The organism is Camelimonas sp. FR25, assembly GCF_059740505.1.
On the sequence record NZ_JCAWFG010000103.1, the window covers coordinates 160151 to 176673 of the forward strand.

Here is a 16523-nt window from a genome sequence, read left to right on the forward strand (position 1 = left end):
GGCGGGAGCACCGCCTGGAGCTGGGGAATGAACAAGGCTAACAAGCGGATCAGGGACTTTATCATTATGGTGGTTATTCCAGCGCTGATCGGACTGGCCATAGCGCTGGCGGCGTCGGCCCAGCCGGCGCAGGCGCAGTCAACCGTGCAGACACAGGCGCCGGTCGCGCCGCAAACATCGACGCAGGACGCCACCATAGCGGGGGCCCCCCAGGGGGTACGCAAAGTTGTGGCGCGGTGTGCGCTGGTCATCGACGCCGATAGCGGCGCGCCGATCTTCCGCAACGGCGATTGTCACGTGCGGCGCGGTCCCGAATCCACCTTCAAACTGCCGCTGGCGGTCATGGGCTTCGACAGCGGCGTGCTGGTCGACGCGCACACGCCCGCCATCGCTTTCGACGGACGCTTCAAGGCGCCCCAGCGCGATCACAAGATCGTCGATCCGAGCATATGGGAGCGCGACAGCGTCGTGTGGTATTCGCGCGAGCTGCTACGCCGCATGGCTGAGCGCGACGGACCGGACGTGCTGACCCGCTGGGTCAAAAAACTGGGCTATGGCAATGCCGACGCCAGCGGCGATGCGGGAAAGAACAACGGCCTGACCAACGCCTGGCTCAATTCATCGCTGGCCATTTCGCCGGAGGAACAGACGGCGTTCCTGCGCCGGCTGCTGCGCGATGAGCTGCCCGCCTCAGCCCGCGCCCAGGAGCTGACCCGGGCCATCGTGCCCAGCTTCGCGGGGCAGGACGGCTGGAAGGTGTATGGCAAGACCGGTTCGACCGGACGCCTGACGGCGCAGGGGCCGAAAGGCCCGGTGGTCGAGGAGCGCGGCTGGTTTGTCGGCTGGGGCGAGAAGGGCGGTCGGCGCGTGATTTTCGCCGTGCATGAGCATGATCGCGGCGGCCGCGACGACGGCACATACGCCGGCCCGCGCGTGCGCGACTGGACGTTGCGGCAGTTCAACAATCTGGCGACGCCCCCAGGGAGCCGGGCCACGGGCGAAACGCCGGCGGGCAGGTGATTGGCGCTGGCGTCGGCGAACAGGGGTGGTGAAGGCCATGGGGCGGAGCATGGCCCCCTCAGTCCAGGCCGCGAAGATGCTGACGCATCCGCGACCTGGCATGCCCAGTCGCCGCATGGGCTTGACCGGACGCCGATCAGCCATGCGCATCGGGTTCCGGTATCAGACGGCCGGCGTATTGCCCTTGCGGGCATAGCGCAGCACGGCCACCACCTGGCGCGCCACATCGGCTGGCGTCAGGCGGGATGATGGCCGGTACCAGGTCACCGCGCCATTGAGCGCGCCGAGCAGGTGCAGGCGGAACTGGTTGCGGTCGATGCCATCGGGCAGGTCGAGCGGCTCGATCAGGCTGTCGAAAAGTCGTTCGTGCTCGTCACGCGGCTGGATCAGCTGCGAGCGGACGCTCTGCAATCCCGGTGGAAACTTCACGTCCAGCACGGCGGTGCGATCGCCGGTCAGCAATGATTCGCAATGGGCGATGGCGCCGGCCTCGAGCCGCGCCCAGGCGCCCTCGACGCCCTCAATGGCGGTGCGCACCGCCTCCGTCACCATGCGGATGTTGGCGTCATAGACGGCGACGAACAGCTCTTCCTTAGAGGCAAAGTGATAATACAGCGAGCCGGAGAGCAGGCCTGTCGCGGCCGCGATCTCGCGCATGGAGGCGCCCTCAAAGCCGCGTGCAGCAAACAGTTTGCCAGCTTCATTGAGGATCTGTTTGCGACGTTCAGCGGCGCCGGCGTCAGCGCCGCGCTCACTGTCCTTGCGTTTGCGACCGGTCGACCTGGTCATGACACCTCCACACTGCGCCAGACCCCGCCGGGAACGGCGCAGGCCATGCGATGCCGCCGCGGCGAAAGGCGCGAGGGGCAATGCGCCAGTCTAACAAACGATAGGTTGACGGGCTAGCTGCATTGCCCAATATCACGCTTGGTGTTCAACGCCATATCGTTTACAGCCCAGCGTGAGCAGGGGGGGCTGATTGTCCGCCTGCGCCAGTCCGGGGACGCTTGCGCGCCAGCGCCAGCGCCGGCTGGCCTGTCACGATGACGCGTCCGGTCGTCGCGTGGCGGCCCGGAGGCCGCTGACGGACGCGCTATGGAGATTCTGGAATGGATATCAACGGTATTTCGGCGATCGTCACGGGCGGCGGTTCGGGCCTCGGTGAGGCGACCGCGCGCGCACTGGCTGCGAAGGGCGCCAGGGTCACGATCGTTGACGTACAGGAAGACAAGGCCCGTCAGGTCGCCGCCGACATCGGTGGTCTGGCCGTGCGCGCCGACGTCACCAGCGAGGACGACATCCGCGCCGCCTTCAAGGCCGCCGGCGAGGCCCATGGCGTGGTCCGCATCGTCGTCAATTGCGCTGGCGTCGCCCCGGCCGTGCGCGTGATGAGCAAGAAGGGCGTGCACGCCCTCGACGTCTTCCAGCGCACCATCAACATCAATCTGCTGGGCAGCTTCAACGTCATTCGCCTGTGCGCCGAGCAGCTGATCGAAGCTGATCTGGTCGGCGAAGAGCGCGGCGTGATCATCAACACCGCCTCGGTGGCGGCTTATGACGGCCAGATCGGCCAGGCTGCTTACGCCGCCTCCAAGGGCGGCGTCGTCGGCATGACCCTGCCGATCGCCCGCGACCTCGCCCAGTATGGCATCCGCGTCAACACCATCGCTCCTGGCATCTTCCTGACGCCGATGCTGATGGGCCTGCCGGAAGAGGCGCAGAAGAGCCTCGGGCAGCAGGTGCCGTTCCCGTCGCGTCTCGGCAAGCCGGAAGAATATGGCAAGCTGGCCGTGCACATGGTCGAGAACGCCATGCTCAACGGCGAAGTGGTCCGTCTCGACGGCGCCATCCGCATGGCGCCGCGCTGAGCTGAAGGCCAGGGCTCCGGGACCACCCCGGAGCCTCCCCGCCTCCTGAGGGGGCGGGCGTCGTGACGGTCCGGGCGGGCCGTGACGTCGCCCGCGCAACTGGCGGCTTCAACGCCAGCACGCATTCATGCCGCCGGCCCCTGCGCGGAATGGGGGAGGCGGCGCACGCCTTGCAGGACTGACGGCGCCGCGCCACGGCTGGCGGGCGCCCAAGGGGAGGAAACATGACGCTCGAACGCATGAAGCTCACCATCGATGGCCCGGTCGCCATCCTGGCTTTCAACCATCAGGAAGTGCTGAACGCCCTGTCGCCGAAGCTGCTGCAGGACTTCAACACCGCTCTCGACCAGATCGAGGACCCGGCCTCGGGCGTGCGCTGCCTGGTGCTGACCGGCGAAGGCCGCGCTTTCTGCGCCGGCGCCAATCTGCAGGGCGACATGGGCAAGAAGGACGGCGGCAAGATCGACGCCGGCGCCGCGCTTGAGACCGTGTATCACCCGATCCTTCGCCGCCTGCGCAATCTGCACTGCCCGATCATCACGGCGGTGAACGGCCCGGCCGCCGGCGCCGGCATGAGCTTCGCCGTGATGGGCGACCTCATCGTCGCCGCCCGCTCGGCCTATTTCATGCAGGCCTTCCGTCGCATCGGCCTCGTGCCGGATTGCGGCTCGACCTGGCTGCTGCCGCGCCTGATCGGCCGCGCCCGCTCGCTGGAGCTGTCGCTGCTCGGCGACCGCCTGCCGGCCGAGAAGGCGCTGGAGTGGGGCCTAATCAACCGCGTCGTCGATGATGGCGAGGCGCTGAACGAAGCCCTGAAGATCGCCACCGAGCTGGCCAATGGCCCGACCGTGGCCCTCGGCCTGATCCGCAAGCTCTATGTCGAATCTACCGACAACAGCTTCGAAGAGCAGCTCGACCTCGAGCGCCAGTCGCAGCGCACCGCTGGCCGCGCCGCCGACTTCGCCGAGGGCGTGCAGGCGTTCCTCGAAAAGCGCCCGGCCCAGTTCAAGGGCAAGTAAGCTCTGGACTAGCCTTTTGGCGTTAGCGCATCATGAAAAGGCGGCCTGCGGGGCCGCCTTTTTTTGTGGCCGCGCGTGGCGCGCTCTCGCACCGGCCATGGGCGCCGAGAGGGCGGCGGCATCCATCGCCTTGCCACACAAAAAAGCGGGCCGCGTGGCCCGCTTTTGACATGTTGCGGCAGTTGCGCCCTGACGCCGCGCGGCGACAGAGCTGACGCATCCGTAGCCCGCCAAACTCAGGCTCAGGCCCAAGCTCAGGCTCAGGCCCAGGCTCAGGCGCTCGCCGGGCTCTGACGTTACTCGGCGGCGACGCCCCGTTCAGCCACCGTGCGCGCATCGAGCACGATGACCGCTGCGTCTGGCGTCGGCGCGAACAGCCGGTCGACCAGATCGGCGCGCCGGTCCAGCGCGGCGCGCTGGTTGATGTAGCCCTTGTCGGTGATCTCATTGCCATCCACTGAGGGCGGCTCCGACATCAGCATGGCGCGGGCGATGCGGGTCGACGAGCCTGGGTTCTCGGCGTTGTAAGCCTTGAGACCTTCGCGCACCCGCTCAATCACCGCCGGATGGCGGATCAGCTCTTCGGCGCCCGCTTCCGGCAGGCCAGCCAGCTGGCGGCAGGCGAGCACGTTGGGGAACACCAAAAGCGCGATATAGTCCTTGTCCTGACCCGCCACCACGGCGTCCTGGGCCACGGGCGACATGGCGGCGACGGCGGCGACGCGCAGCGACCCCACATGCACGAAGGTGCCGGTGAGCAGCTTGAAGTCCTCAACCACGCGGCCCTTGAACACCAGGCCCTCTTCAGGACGGCTCTCGTCAACGAACACGCCGGCGTCGCCGATCTTGTAGAAGCCTTCCTCGTCGAACGCCTTTTCGGTCAGCTCCGGCTGGCGGTAATAGCCAGGCGTCACGGTGACGCCGCGCAGGCGCAGCTCATATTTGTCGCCCACCGGCACCATCTTCAGCTCCATGCCGGCGAAGGGCAGGCCGATGAGGCCGACACGTTCGGTCTCCCAATAGGTGTAGGTGGCCGTCGGCGCCGTCTCGGTGCAGCCCCAGCCGGTGGAGAACACATAGCGCTTGCCGGTGTATTTGACCGCCAGCTCCTGCATGCGGGTGTACAAATCATCCGGCAAGGTGGCGCCGCCATAGCCGAGCTGGCGCAGGTTCTTGAAGAAGGATTTGCACAGCTCCTCATCGCGCTCCATGGCCGAGACCAAGGCGGCGAAGCCCGCCGGAACGCTGCCGTAATAGGTCGGCGAGATCTCGCGCAGATTGCGGATGGTCTCGTCAAACTGTCCCGGCAACGGGCGGCCGTCGTCGATATAGAACGAACCGCCATCGGCCAGCACCGAATGGAAGGTCGAATTGCCGCCCATGGTGTGGTTCCACGGCAGCCAGTCGAGCACGGTGCGGCGGTTCTCCGCCGGGTCGCGCGGACAGGCCTGCTGGCCCATGGCGACATTCGCCGCCATCATCTCCTGGGTGTTGATGACCGCCTTCGGCATGCCAGTGGAGCCGGAGGTGAACAGCAGCTTGCCGATGGTCTGCGGCGTAATTGCATCGATCGAAGCCCCAACCGCCGGCGTCACCGGCGTCTGCTCCCAATCGGCGAAAGCGACGCTGTCGACGCCTGGAACCGGGCGATCGACGTGCACCACGGTGACGCCATCCAGATCAAGCGCCGCCAGCGATTTGGCGAAGGCCGGACCGTCCTGGACCATGATGACGCCTGGCGTCAGCAGGTTGAAGACGTGGCGCAGCTTGACGAAATCCTCGCTCATCAGCGAATAACCCGGTGACACCGGGGCCGCCGGCAGGCGCGCCTGCATGGCGGCCTGGGTCATCAGCGCGTGCTCAATCGAATTGCCGCTGAGGATCATCACCGAGCGCTCGGGCGACAGATTGAGGTCGAGCAGCGCCTGGGTCAGGGCGTCGACGCGCCGCTTGGCCTCGCCATAGCTGACCTTGTGCCAGGCGCGGCTCGGGCCGCGACGCTGGGCCAGCCAGACCTCATCCGGAGTTTCCGCCGCCCACTTCGCCAGAAAATGCGGGATGTGCTTCTCATAGGGCATGAGCGGGATGCGCTGGCGCATCACCAGCGAGCCATCGTCCCGACGCTCCAGCTCAATGTCGCGCGGCATGAAATTGAGTTTGTGGAAGGGCGGCAGCGCGCTCCCGGTCATGGCGTCTCTCCTGGCGATGCTATTGTCCGGGAGCTTGTCGCCGTCGACAGCATGTCGCGGTCGCTCCCTTGTTTCACCAGGCACGATATAGGTGATCGGCGGCTTGCGCCAGAGCCGCGCCGACGCTGCTTCTCCAGAGGGTCCTGCGCGCGCCAGCTGGGTGGGGCGACACGCAAAACGCCCGGGGACAGGATCCCCGGGCGTCGTGTGATATCAGGCCGCCAAGCGACTGGCGCATCCGCGCGCTGCAAGGCTTATACTAGGATGCGAAGATGCTGACGCATCCGCATCCTGAAATGCTCAGGCGCCGCACGGGCTTCGCCAGAACCCGATGAGTCATGCTCATCGGGTTCTGGTATCAGGCGCGGTTTGCTGCGCTGTGATCAGGCCGAGGCAGGGCCCTTGTTGTCCTTCGGCCAGTAGCGGTCGCGCAGCAGGCGCTTCATCAGCTTGCCGGTAGGGGTGCGCGGCAGCTCGGGGTCGAAGTCGATGCTCTTCGGGCACTTGATCGGCGACAGCTTCGAGCGGCAATAGGCCATAAGCTCGGCGGCGAGCTCGGGGCCAGCCTCATAGCCGTCCGCTGCCTGCACCACGGCCTTGACCTCTTCGCCCATCTCGGCGTTCGGCACGCCGAACACGGCGGCGTCTGTCACCGCCGGATGGCCGATCAGCGCGTCCTCGGTCTCCTGCGGGTAAATGTTCACGCCGCCGGAGATGATCATGTAGGACTTGCGGTCGGTGAGGAACAGATAGCCGTCCTTGTCGAGGAAACCGACGTCGCCGAGCGTCGACCAGCCGTGCTCATTATAGGCGCCAGCGGTCTTCACCGGGTCGTTGTGATACTCGAAGCGCGGCGTGTTGGCGAAATACACCTGGCCGATATCGCCAGGGCCTTCGAGCTGGCCATCCTCGCCAACGATCTTGATGTCGCCGACCAGGGCGCGGCCCACGGTGCCGGGACGCTCCAGCGCTTCCTTCGAGGTGACGATGGTGACGCCATTGCCTTCTGAGCCGGCGTAATACTCGAGGATGATGGGGCCCCACCACTCGATCATCGCCTTCTTGACGTCAGCCGGGCACGGCGCCGCCGCGTGGATCACCGACTTGAACGACGAGGTGTCGTATTTGTTGCGCACGTCCTCCGGCAGCTTGAGCATGCGGATGAACATGGTCGGCACCAGCTGCGAGAAGGTGACCTTGTACTTCTCGACGAGGCGCAGATATTCCTCGGCGTCAAACTTATCCATGATGATCGAGGTGCCGCCGTAGCACATGATCATCATGTTAAAGCGCATGGGCGCCGCGTGATACAAAGGCGCCGGCGACAGATAAATCGTCTCGGAATTGGCGCCCGCCATCTTGCCGACCAGCGCATCCAGGAACGGATTGAGCTGGGTGATGGGCGAATTCTCGAATTCCTTCTTCACGCCCTTCGGCTTGCCGGTGGTGCCCGACGAATACAGCATGTCATGGCCGGTCACCTCATCGGCGATCGGCGTCGTCGGCAGGTCCTTCACGGCGTCTTCAAACGACTGGAAGCCCGGGACCGTGCCGCCGATCATGAAGCAGTGGGTGTCGGCGCTCAGCTGCTGGCGCAATTCTGCGGCGCGGTCGGCGTATTTGACCGAGGTGATGAAGACCTTGGCGCCGCAATCGCCGACGATATAGGCGATCTCTTCCGGCTGCAGATGGGTCGAGATGGCGGTGTGATACAGACCAGAGCGCTGGGCGCCGAAGGTGATCTCATAGAAGCGCGCGCTGTTCTCCAGCATATACGCCATGTGATCCTGCGGCTTGAGGCCGAGCGAACGGAACAGATGCGCCACCTGGTTCGAGCGGGCGTCCAGCTGGCCATAGGTCACGGTCTCGCCGGTGGCGGCCATGATGTAGGCGGGCTTGTCCGGATTCGCTTTGGCGTGAATCGAAGGATGCGTCATTCTGAAATTTCCCCCCCTGCATCGGGTTAATACTGAACTTCTGGCGTGTTCGCGCAGTGTGACAAGCATGAACCGGCGTCCCGCGCAAGCAGCGACCGCCCAACCCGTTCCATGCCGCCCCCCATCCCGGCGCGATGTATGGAACACTAGTCACACACGACCGCGGCAAACAAGCCCTGCGCCCCCAGTCATGGACCAGGCTGGCCGCGACGCCCCCCGGTCTTTGGTAGGGTGCTCGCTTTGGTAGGGGGCTCGCTTTGGTAGGGGGCTCGCCCGTTGACGCGCGCCTCCGCCGATCCGCCGCCTCGTCGGGACAGGCGCAGGATGGGCCGCGGTAGGCCGCCCATAGAGAGAAGCCCATAGAGAGCCGCCAACGCGCGCCGCCCAACGTCAGCCGTCATGCCCGCGCTCGTCGCGGGCATCCACGCGTTGCCAGGCCGTTGGGAGCAAGCTGACACGCGTGGGGGCGGCGTTTCCGGGCAGAGGCGCGTGCACGCCATCACGGGGCGACAGGCGGCGACCGAAACCGTGGATGCCCGCGACGAGCGCGGGCATGACGGAGCATATGTGGCGGCGGGCGTGGAAGGCGCCCTTGGGCGCCAGTCCGACAACGCAAGACGCCCGGGACGAGGTCCCGAGCGTCGCCAGGTCAGGCGTTGCGCTGGCTGTTGCAGGTCAGGAGGCTGCCGGGCCCTTGTTGTCCTTCGGCCAGTAGCGGTCGCGCAGCAGGCGCTTCATCAGCTTGCCGGTGGGGGTGCGCGGCAGCTCGGGGTCAAAATCGATGGTCTTCGGGCACTTGATCGAGGACAGCTTCGAGCGGCAATAGGCCATCAGCTCAGCGGCGAGCTCGGGGCCTGCCTCATAGCCTTCCGCCGGCTGCACCACGGCCTTGACCTCTTCGCCCATCTCGGCGTTCGGCACGCCGAACACGGCGGCGTCGGTGACCGCCGGATGGCCGATCAGCGCGTCCTCGGTCTCCTGCGGGTAAATGTTCACGCCGCCAGAGATGATCATGTAGGACTTGCGGTCGGTGAGATAGAGGAAGCCGTCCTTGTCGAGGAAGCCGACGTCGCCGAGCGTCGACCAGCCCTGCTCATTGTAGGCGCCGGCGGTCTTCACCGGATCATTGTGGTAGGCGAACTTCGGCGCATTGGCGAAATACACCTGGCCAATGTCGCCGGGCGCTTCTTCCTTGCCGTCCTCGCCGACGATCTTGATCTCGCCAACCAGCGCGCGGCCAACCGTGCCGGGGCGCTGCAGCGCTTCCTCAGAGGTGACAATGGTGACGCCATTGCCTTCGGAGCCGGCGTAATATTCGAGGATGATCGGACCCCACCAGTCGATCATCGCCTTCTTGACGTCCGCCGGGCAGGGGGCGGCGGCGTGGACGGCGCACTGCAGCGACGACAGGTCATATTTGTTGCGCACGTCTTCCGGCAGCTTGAGCATGCGGATGAACATGGTCGGCACCAGCTGCGAGAAGGTGACCTTGTATTTCTCGACGAGGCGCAGATATTCCTCAGCGTCAAACTTGTCCATGATGATGGATGTGCCGCCGTAGCACATGACCATCATGTTAAAGCGCATGGGCGCTGCGTGATACAGCGGCGCCGGCGACAGATAGATCGTGTCGGAGTTGGCCTTGCACATCTTGCCGACCAGCGCGTCGAGGAAGCCGTTGAGCTGGGTGGCGGGGATGTTGTCGAACGGCTTCTTCACGCCCTTCGGCTTGCCGGTGGTGCCGGACGAATACAGCATGTCCGGGCCAGTCACCTCATCGGCGATGGCCGTGGTCGGCAGGTCGCGGACCGCCTCCTCGAACGAGTTGAAGCCAGGCGCCGTGCCGCCGATCATGAAGCAGATGGTGTCGTCGCTCAGCTGCTTGCGCAATTCGGCGGCGCGGTCGGCGTATTTGACTGAGGTGATGAACACCTTCGCCCCGCAATCGCCGACGATATAGGCGATCTCGTCAGGCTGCAGATGGGTCGAAATCGCCGTGTGATACAGGCCGGAGCGCTGGGCGGCGAACATCACTTCATAGAAGCGCGCGCTGTTCTCCAGCATCCAGGCGACATGGCCCTGCGGCTCAAGGCCAAGCGAGCGGAACAGATGCGCGATCTGGTTGGAGCGGGCGTCGAGCTGGCCATAGGTCACGGTCTCGCCGGTGGCGGCCATGATGTAGGCGGGCTTGTCGGGATTGGTGCGGGCGTGGATGGAAGGATGCGTCATCTCTCGAAAATCCCCTGCCGGGTGGCGCAGCCATGGGCGGCCATCAGCGGCGTTGTGACAGCGGCGTTGCGCGCCAGCCTGTCCTGAGTTCCAGCACGGACGCCTGGCCGGGGCGCGGCGGCGCCCCGGCGAGGGTCGGGCGCGGCGAGGTCCGCCCGGCATGACCGATCACAGTGATCAAGGTCTGCCCAGGCTTTCCCGGTGTGGGCGCAATCGCCATCAGATGCGTGCGTCTGATGCGAAAGCGCCCCGCCGCGCGCCAGCCTTACTTGATGAGGTCGCAACCGCCCTCATTGACCGGGCGGATCATCTCGTCGCCAGGGATCGAACGGATCACCTTGGCCAGGTCCCACTCGCCCTTGACCTCAGACGGCGCCTTGACCTCGAGCAGCAGCATGTCGCGGATGACGCGGCCATCCTCACGCAGCTTGCCGTTTTTGGTCATGAAGTCGTTGATCGGCAGCTCGCGCATCTTGGCCATGACAGCGCTCGCGTCATCGCTTTTGGCGGCGTCAACAGCCTTCAGGTAATGCGACACGGCGCTGTACACCGCCGCCTGGGTGTGCGCCGGCGGGCGGCCCATCTTCGCCTCATAGCGCTTCGAGAAGGCGCGGCTGGCGTCGTCGGCGTCCCAGTAATAGCCGGCGAGGAACACGGCGCCCTGGGCCAGCTCCGGACCAATGCCGTGGGCGTTGATGATGGTGAAGATCGGTACGGCCAGCTTGACGCCCTTGTTGGTGACGCCGAACTCAGCCGCCTGCTTGATCGAATTGGTGGTGTCGGCGCCGGCGTTGAGCAGGGCCAGCACCTTGGTGTCATGGCCCATGGCCTGCATCAGGAAGGAGGAATAGTCCGAGGTGGCGATCGGGGCGCGCACCGCGCCGGTGATCACGCCGCCATCCTGCTTCAGGGTGCGGGCCATGTCTTCCTGCATGGCGTGGCCGAACGCGTAGTCGGCGGTCAGCAGGAACCATTCCTTGTGCTTGTCGTCGAGCAGCGCCTTGGCGAGGCCCTTGGCCAGCGAATAGCTGTCATACAGCCACAGCGCGCCGGTGGGCGAGCACGACTTGCCATAGAGGTCAGCGTGGGCGCTGCCGACGTGAATGGCGATCTTGTTATTTTCCTTGGCCAGCTGCTGGATGGCCAGCGACACGCCGGAATTGGCCATATCCATGAAGATGTCGACCTTGTCCTGGTCGATCAGCTTGCGGGCATGGGCCAGCGCCACGTCCACCTTCAGGCGGTGGTCGATGGACAGCAGCTCGACCGGCTTGCCGCCGGCGGTCTTGTTGTGGTCCTCGATCGCCAGCTCAGCGGCGACGACGGAGCCCTTGCCCGAGGTGTCGGAATAGGCCGACGACTGGTCGTTCATCACCGCGATGCGGACGACGTCGTCAGAAATCTTGCCGGCCTCAGCCTGGGCCTGGTTTGCGGAGAAAGCAGGCGCCGCAAAAGCGAGCGCGCACAGGGCGCCAAGGAGGCGCTGTTTCAAGGTCTTCATCGTTCCCTCTTGCGCCGCCCGTTGCCGGGCTGGCGTGTCTTGCTGCGTCGGCCTGGAAAACCTGTGCAGGATCAAAGCGCCACGACGCTGCGCGCCTTGCGGCGTGAAGCGAAGGGGCAGGCAGCGATGCGCGGCCCGTCCTGAGGTTTCATCCCGTCCGCAGCCCGACATGGTCAGAGCGCGAAGACTTTATTTGTGGAGCCGGCGCAGCAAACCGCGTCGGCGGGCGTTCGCCACAGGCGAACACGAGAGACAGGCCTGCGCGGGCACGGCCACGCGCACAGTCTCCTGTCTTGCGCCAGGGGCGTCAGCGAACGCTGGTCCCTGGCCTGACCGGTCCCGCTGGGGACCACGGCCGCGCTGGCTGGGCCAGGGGGGCGTCCGCGGCGTTGCGCCGTGGGCCGCCCGCTGGCGCGCCTGCATCTGGAGTGACCGGGCGGGCCTCCCGCCAGGCTGGCGTTATCGCTCTTGCCCGAACCTTTCCGCCCTGGTCGGGACCTCAGATGGTGCGGCCGATCAGCTCCTTCATCACCTCATTGGTGCCGCCATAGATGCGCTGCACGCGGGCGTCGGTCCACATGCGCGAGATGGGATATTCGCGCATATAGCCATAGCCGCCGAACAGCTGCAGGCACTCATCCATGACCTTACCCTGAACGTCCGTGGTCCACCACTTGGCCATGGCCACGGTCTCCACGTCCAGCTTCTTCTCCAGCACCAGCGCCGTGCAATGCTCGACGAAAGCGCGGGCGACGCGGGCGTGGGTCTTGACCTCGGCCAGCTTGAAGCGGGTGTTCTGGAAGTCGGCGATGGTCTTGCCGAAGGCCTTGCGGTCCTTGACGTATTCGGCGGTCAGCTCATAGGCGCGCTCCATGGCCGCCACGGCCTGCACGGCGATGATCAGACGCTCCTGCGGCAGCTGCTGCATCAGATGGATGAAGCCCATGCCCTCGCGCTCGCCGAGGCGGTTCGACACCGGCACGCGCACGTCGTCGAAGAACAGCTCGGAGGTGTCGGCGGCGTGCTGGCCGATCTTGTCGAGGTTGCGGCCGCGACGGAAGCCCTGGACCTTGTCGGTCTCGACCATGATCAGCGAAATGCCCTTGGCGCCAAGGGTCGGGTCGGTCTTGGCGACGACGCAGATCAGATTGGCGGTCTGGCCATTGGTGATGAAGGTCTTGGAGCCGTTGATGACGTATTCGTCGCCCTCACGGCGGGCGGTGGTCTTGACGCCCTGAAGGTCGGAGCCAGTGCCCGGCTCGGTCATGGCGATGGCGCCGACCAGCTCACCCGAGGCCATGCCCGGCAGCCAGCGGTTGCGCTGCTCTTCATTGCCATAGCCATAGACGTAATGGGCGAGGATGCCGGAGTGCACCGAATTGCCCCAGCCGCCGACGCCAGCCTTGACCTGTTCTTCCACCAGCACCTTCTCGTGCAGGAAGTTGCCGCCAGCTCCGCCGTATTCCTCCGGGATCGAGGCGCACATCAGGCCGTATTCGCCGGCCTTGTTCCAGATCTCGCGATCAACGATGCCCTGTTCTTCCCAGCGCTCGAGGTGCGGAACGCACTCGCGCTCGAAAAACCGGCGGGCGGTCTCGCGGAACATGGCGACGTCTTCTGGCTCGTTCGGGTACTGGCTCACAGTGATTTCCCTGTCTGGCGAGGCGACAGCGTGCGGGCGGCGACACCCGGCGGCGCAGCGACTGATCTGGATTGGTCCTGGCGCGCCCATGGCCGCCGTTCCTGTAGGCGCAGATATATCTACCTAACACTTGTTTGACAATGATTTGCGTCAGCCTGTTGATCGGTTGCAGGCCTTGACAGCCCGGTGTTCTGGCGACTTGCGGGATGCGAGCGCGACAGCAGGTCGCTGGCTCCGACTATTGGCCAGGACCGCTGTGGATGCCGTTGGATGACGTAGGGTAATGTCACGGCGACCCATGCGACCGGGCAACGCCGGCGTCGCCGCCCGGCGCCATGGTCCAGGCTGGCTGCGGCGGGAATCACCCCGGCGTCGGGGACGCCCCGTCGTGGCCGATGGCGATGGTGGCGACGCCATGGGTGCGGTCGCGGATGGTGAACACCTGCGAGCCAGGCTGCAGGCCGGCGCGCACCGGCGAGACGCTGAAGCCCTGGGCCAGCCGGGCGTTGAGCGCGGCGATATCGCCAGCCCGCCATGAGATGCCCCAGGCTTCGTCGGCCTCCTGCGCTTTGGCCGGATCAGCGCGGCTCGCCACCTCGATCTTCATGTCGCCACAGCGGAACAGCGACACCCGGCCATTCATCTGGGCGAAGAAGCGGTCGAACCGCAGGCTCAGCCCCAGTTGCGCCCCCCAGAAGGCGAGGGCGCGATCAGGGTTGGCCGAGCGGGTCACCACATGGTCGACGCCAATGACCGCGCCAGCGCCAGCGAGTCCGGGGCCCGCCTCGCGCCGCGTGTCGCGCGCCGGGCGCTGCTCCAGCGTCACCGGCAGGCCATGGCTGCTGGCCACGGCGAGCCGCAAGGCCGGGCCATCGGGGCCCTCTTCAGACGCAAAGCCGAGGCCGCGATTGTCGAGGGCCCGCTGCGCCCGCGCCAGGCTGTCGACGCCGAACGCCAGGCCAACGAGGCCCTCGCGGCCATCGGCGGCAGGCGCCAGCCGCACGTCGACATTGGCGAGGCGGAACCGGGTGTCGGCAGGGCCCAGCGTCAGCGGGCCGATTCCGAACAGATCGGCATAGTCAGCGGAGGCCGCGGCAAGGTCGGCGACGGCGATATCGATACGGTCAAGCTGATTGATCATGACGCGCTCCCACTGCTGGACGCTGGGGCGCCAGTGAACGCCCTGGCGGCGTCTGGCGCAAGTGGCGCGACAAGGGGCACGACAAGGGGCACGGCAAGGGGCGCGACAAGTGCTGGCGAGAACCGCTGCCGAGACGGGCTGGTGGGAATGACCTGCTTTCGAACGCCCAGCCAAGGCCCCTTGCAACGTTGCCGGGACTGACAGGGCGCTGGCGACGCCGTTAGTTGCTGCCGTCGTCCGCAACCTCACGGCGCGGCGCTGCGCCTTTGCGCGCCCGCCCCGTTGCGCGTCCGCGCCTTTCAGGCGAAAACCCATGCCAGAGACTGCACAAGTCCTGCCAACAACAGGGTCGCGCGGCGAGGCCGAAAGCGATCACGGGCTGCTCGCCGCCTGCTGGCGACACAGGGAGAACGCCATGACGTTGCTGAACACCCCGCCGACCGTGGGCGCACAGGTGCTGCGCGCGCTGCATCGCTATCCGGACCGCACCGCTTTCGTCACCGATCAGGGCGGCGTCAGCTATAGCCATGTGCTCGACATGCTGGGCCGCATGCAGGCGGTGCTGGCCGGGCTGGGCCTGCCGCGCGGCGCCGGCGTCGCCGTGCTCACCTCCAATCGCTGGGAGACCTGGTGTCTCACCCAGGCCGCCCAGGCCTCGGCCCTGTGCACCACGCCGCTGCATCCGCTCGGCTCGCTCGAGGATCACCTCGACCAGCTCGACGACGCCGATATCCGGGTGCTGGTGGTCGACGCCGAGACCTATGCCGCGCGTGGCGCCGATCTCGCCGCCAAGGCCGCCGGCGTCCAGCATGTGCTGACCATCGGCAGGGCCGATTATGGCATCGACCTGATGACGGCGGCGGCGGGCATTGGCTCAACCACGGCGCGCGATCTCGCCACGCCGGATGACAGCTGCGTCATCGGCTACACCGGCGGCACCACCGGCAAGTCCAAGGGCGTGTGGCGCAACCACGCCAGCGCCTCGGCCATCACCAACGGCATCCTGGCCGATTTCGAACTGCCCGAGACGCCGCATTATCTGGCGGTGGCGCCCATCAGCCATGTCGCCGGCACCAAGGTGCTGCCGACCCTGCTGCGCGGCGGCTCGGTGACGCTGATGCGCGGCTTTGATCCGGAGCGCGTGCTGGAGACCATCGCGAAGCAGCGCATCAATTTCACGCTGTTCGTGCCGACGATGATCTATGTGCTGCTCGATCATCCGAAGCTGGACAGCACCGATCTGTCGTCGCTGGAATATCTGCTCTACGGCGCTTCGCCCATGTCGCCGACCCGCCTGGTCGAGGGGCTTGAGCGCATCGGTCCGGTGTTCGCCCAGCTTTATGGCCAGTCCGAGTGCTATCCGATTTCGGTGTTGAGCAAGGCCGATCACGACAAGGCCCGGCCGGAGCTGTTCACCTCCTGCGGCTTCCCGCTGGCCAATTGCCAGGTGGCGCTGCTCAACGAGGCCGGCGAGCCGGTGGCCCCGGGCGAGGCGGGCGAGATCTGCGTGCGCGCCCCCCAGGTCATGGGCCATTACTGGAAGCGCCCCGAGCAGACCGAGGACGCCTTCCGCCATGGCTGGCTGCACACCGGCGACGTCGCCCGCGCCGACGAGCGCGGCTATCTCTACATCGTCGACCGCATGAAGGACATGATCGTCACCGGCGGCTTCAACGTCTTCCCCCGCGAGGTGGAGGACGCGCTGACCGCCCATCCGGCGGTGGCCATGGCGGCGGTGATCGGCGTGCCCGACGAGAAATGGGGTGAGGCGGTCAAGGCGCTGGTGGTGCGCAAGCCCGGCGTCGACGTCACCGACGAGGAGCTGATCGCTCTGGTCAAGTCGAAGAAGGGCTCGACCCAGGCGCCGAAGAGCGTCGATTTCATCGACCAATTGCCGGTCACGGCAGTGGGCAAGGTCGACAAGAAAGTGCTGCGCGCCCGCTATTGGGCAGGCCAGCAGCGCATGGTGGGCTGAGC

General features: G+C 66.3%; 11 protein-coding genes. 4 read left to right on the top strand and 7 right to left on the bottom strand.

Features of this window, described 5'->3' with window-relative positions:
• Positions 1 to 27: 27 nt before the first annotated feature.
• Entirely contained in the window at positions 28 to 1020 is a 993-nt protein-coding gene (locus tag AC6A67_RS15655; RefSeq protein ID WP_498037487.1) for a penicillin-binding transpeptidase domain-containing protein, read from the top strand.
• Between the two features lie 162 nt (positions 1021 to 1182).
• On the opposite strand, the gene AC6A67_RS15660 is transcribed toward AC6A67_RS15655, so the two are convergent.
• Positions 1183 to 1809, bottom strand: coding sequence for a TetR/AcrR family transcriptional regulator (locus AC6A67_RS15660; protein WP_498037488.1), 627 nt, complete (start codon positions 1807 to 1809; stop codon positions 1183 to 1185).
• 320 nt (positions 1810 to 2129) lie between these two features.
• On the opposite strand from AC6A67_RS15660, the gene AC6A67_RS15665 reads away from it, so the two are divergent.
• Both AC6A67_RS15665 and AC6A67_RS15670 read left to right on the top strand, forming a co-directional pair.
• The gene (locus tag AC6A67_RS15665; RefSeq protein ID WP_498037489.1) at positions 2130 to 2888 is read left to right on the top strand and encodes a 3-hydroxyacyl-CoA dehydrogenase; all 759 of its coding nucleotides are present in this window, start codon (positions 2130 to 2132) and stop codon (positions 2886 to 2888) included.
• Between the two features lie 224 nt (positions 2889 to 3112).
• Entirely contained in the window at positions 3113 to 3907 is a 795-nt protein-coding gene (locus AC6A67_RS15670) for an enoyl-CoA hydratase/isomerase (RefSeq protein WP_498037490.1), read from the top strand.
• A gap of 296 nt (positions 3908 to 4203) precedes the next feature.
• Here the strand turns inward: AC6A67_RS15670 and AC6A67_RS15675 are convergent, their stop codons facing one another.
• From AC6A67_RS15675 to AC6A67_RS15700, 6 genes are all read right to left on the bottom strand, one after another.
• Positions 4204 to 6096, bottom strand: a complete 1893-nt coding sequence (locus tag AC6A67_RS15675) for an AMP-binding protein (RefSeq protein WP_498037491.1) — start codon at positions 6094 to 6096, stop codon at positions 4204 to 4206.
• Between the two features lie 383 nt (positions 6097 to 6479).
• A complete protein-coding gene (locus tag AC6A67_RS15680; protein ID WP_498037492.1) occupies positions 6480 to 8033 on the bottom strand; it encodes an acyl-CoA synthetase in 1554 nt (517 codons plus the stop codon).
• A gap of 675 nt (positions 8034 to 8708) precedes the next feature.
• Entirely contained in the window at positions 8709 to 10262 is a 1554-nt protein-coding gene (locus tag AC6A67_RS15685) for an acyl-CoA synthetase (RefSeq protein WP_498037493.1), read from the bottom strand.
• Positions 10263 to 10527: 265 nt separating this feature from the next.
• Complete coding sequence (locus tag AC6A67_RS15690) at positions 10528 to 11763, bottom strand: ABC transporter substrate-binding protein (protein WP_498037494.1); 1236 nt, start codon at positions 11761 to 11763, stop codon at positions 10528 to 10530.
• Positions 11764 to 12262: 499 nt separating this feature from the next.
• Positions 12263 to 13369 carry an acyl-CoA dehydrogenase family protein gene (locus AC6A67_RS15695; RefSeq protein WP_498037575.1) on the bottom strand — a complete coding sequence of 369 codons (1107 nt, stop codon included), beginning with the start codon at positions 13367 to 13369 and terminating at the stop codon, positions 12263 to 12265.
• A gap of 397 nt (positions 13370 to 13766) precedes the next feature.
• Positions 13767 to 14546 (bottom strand): VOC family protein, encoded by a 780-nt coding sequence (locus AC6A67_RS15700; RefSeq protein ID WP_498037495.1) that lies wholly within the window; start codon positions 14544 to 14546, stop codon positions 13767 to 13769.
• Positions 14547 to 14961: 415 nt separating this feature from the next.
• Between AC6A67_RS15700 and AC6A67_RS15705 the strand changes: the two genes are divergently transcribed.
• Entirely contained in the window at positions 14962 to 16521 is a 1560-nt protein-coding gene (locus AC6A67_RS15705; protein WP_498037496.1) for an AMP-binding protein, read from the top strand.
• Positions 16522 to 16523 lie beyond the last annotated feature (2 nt).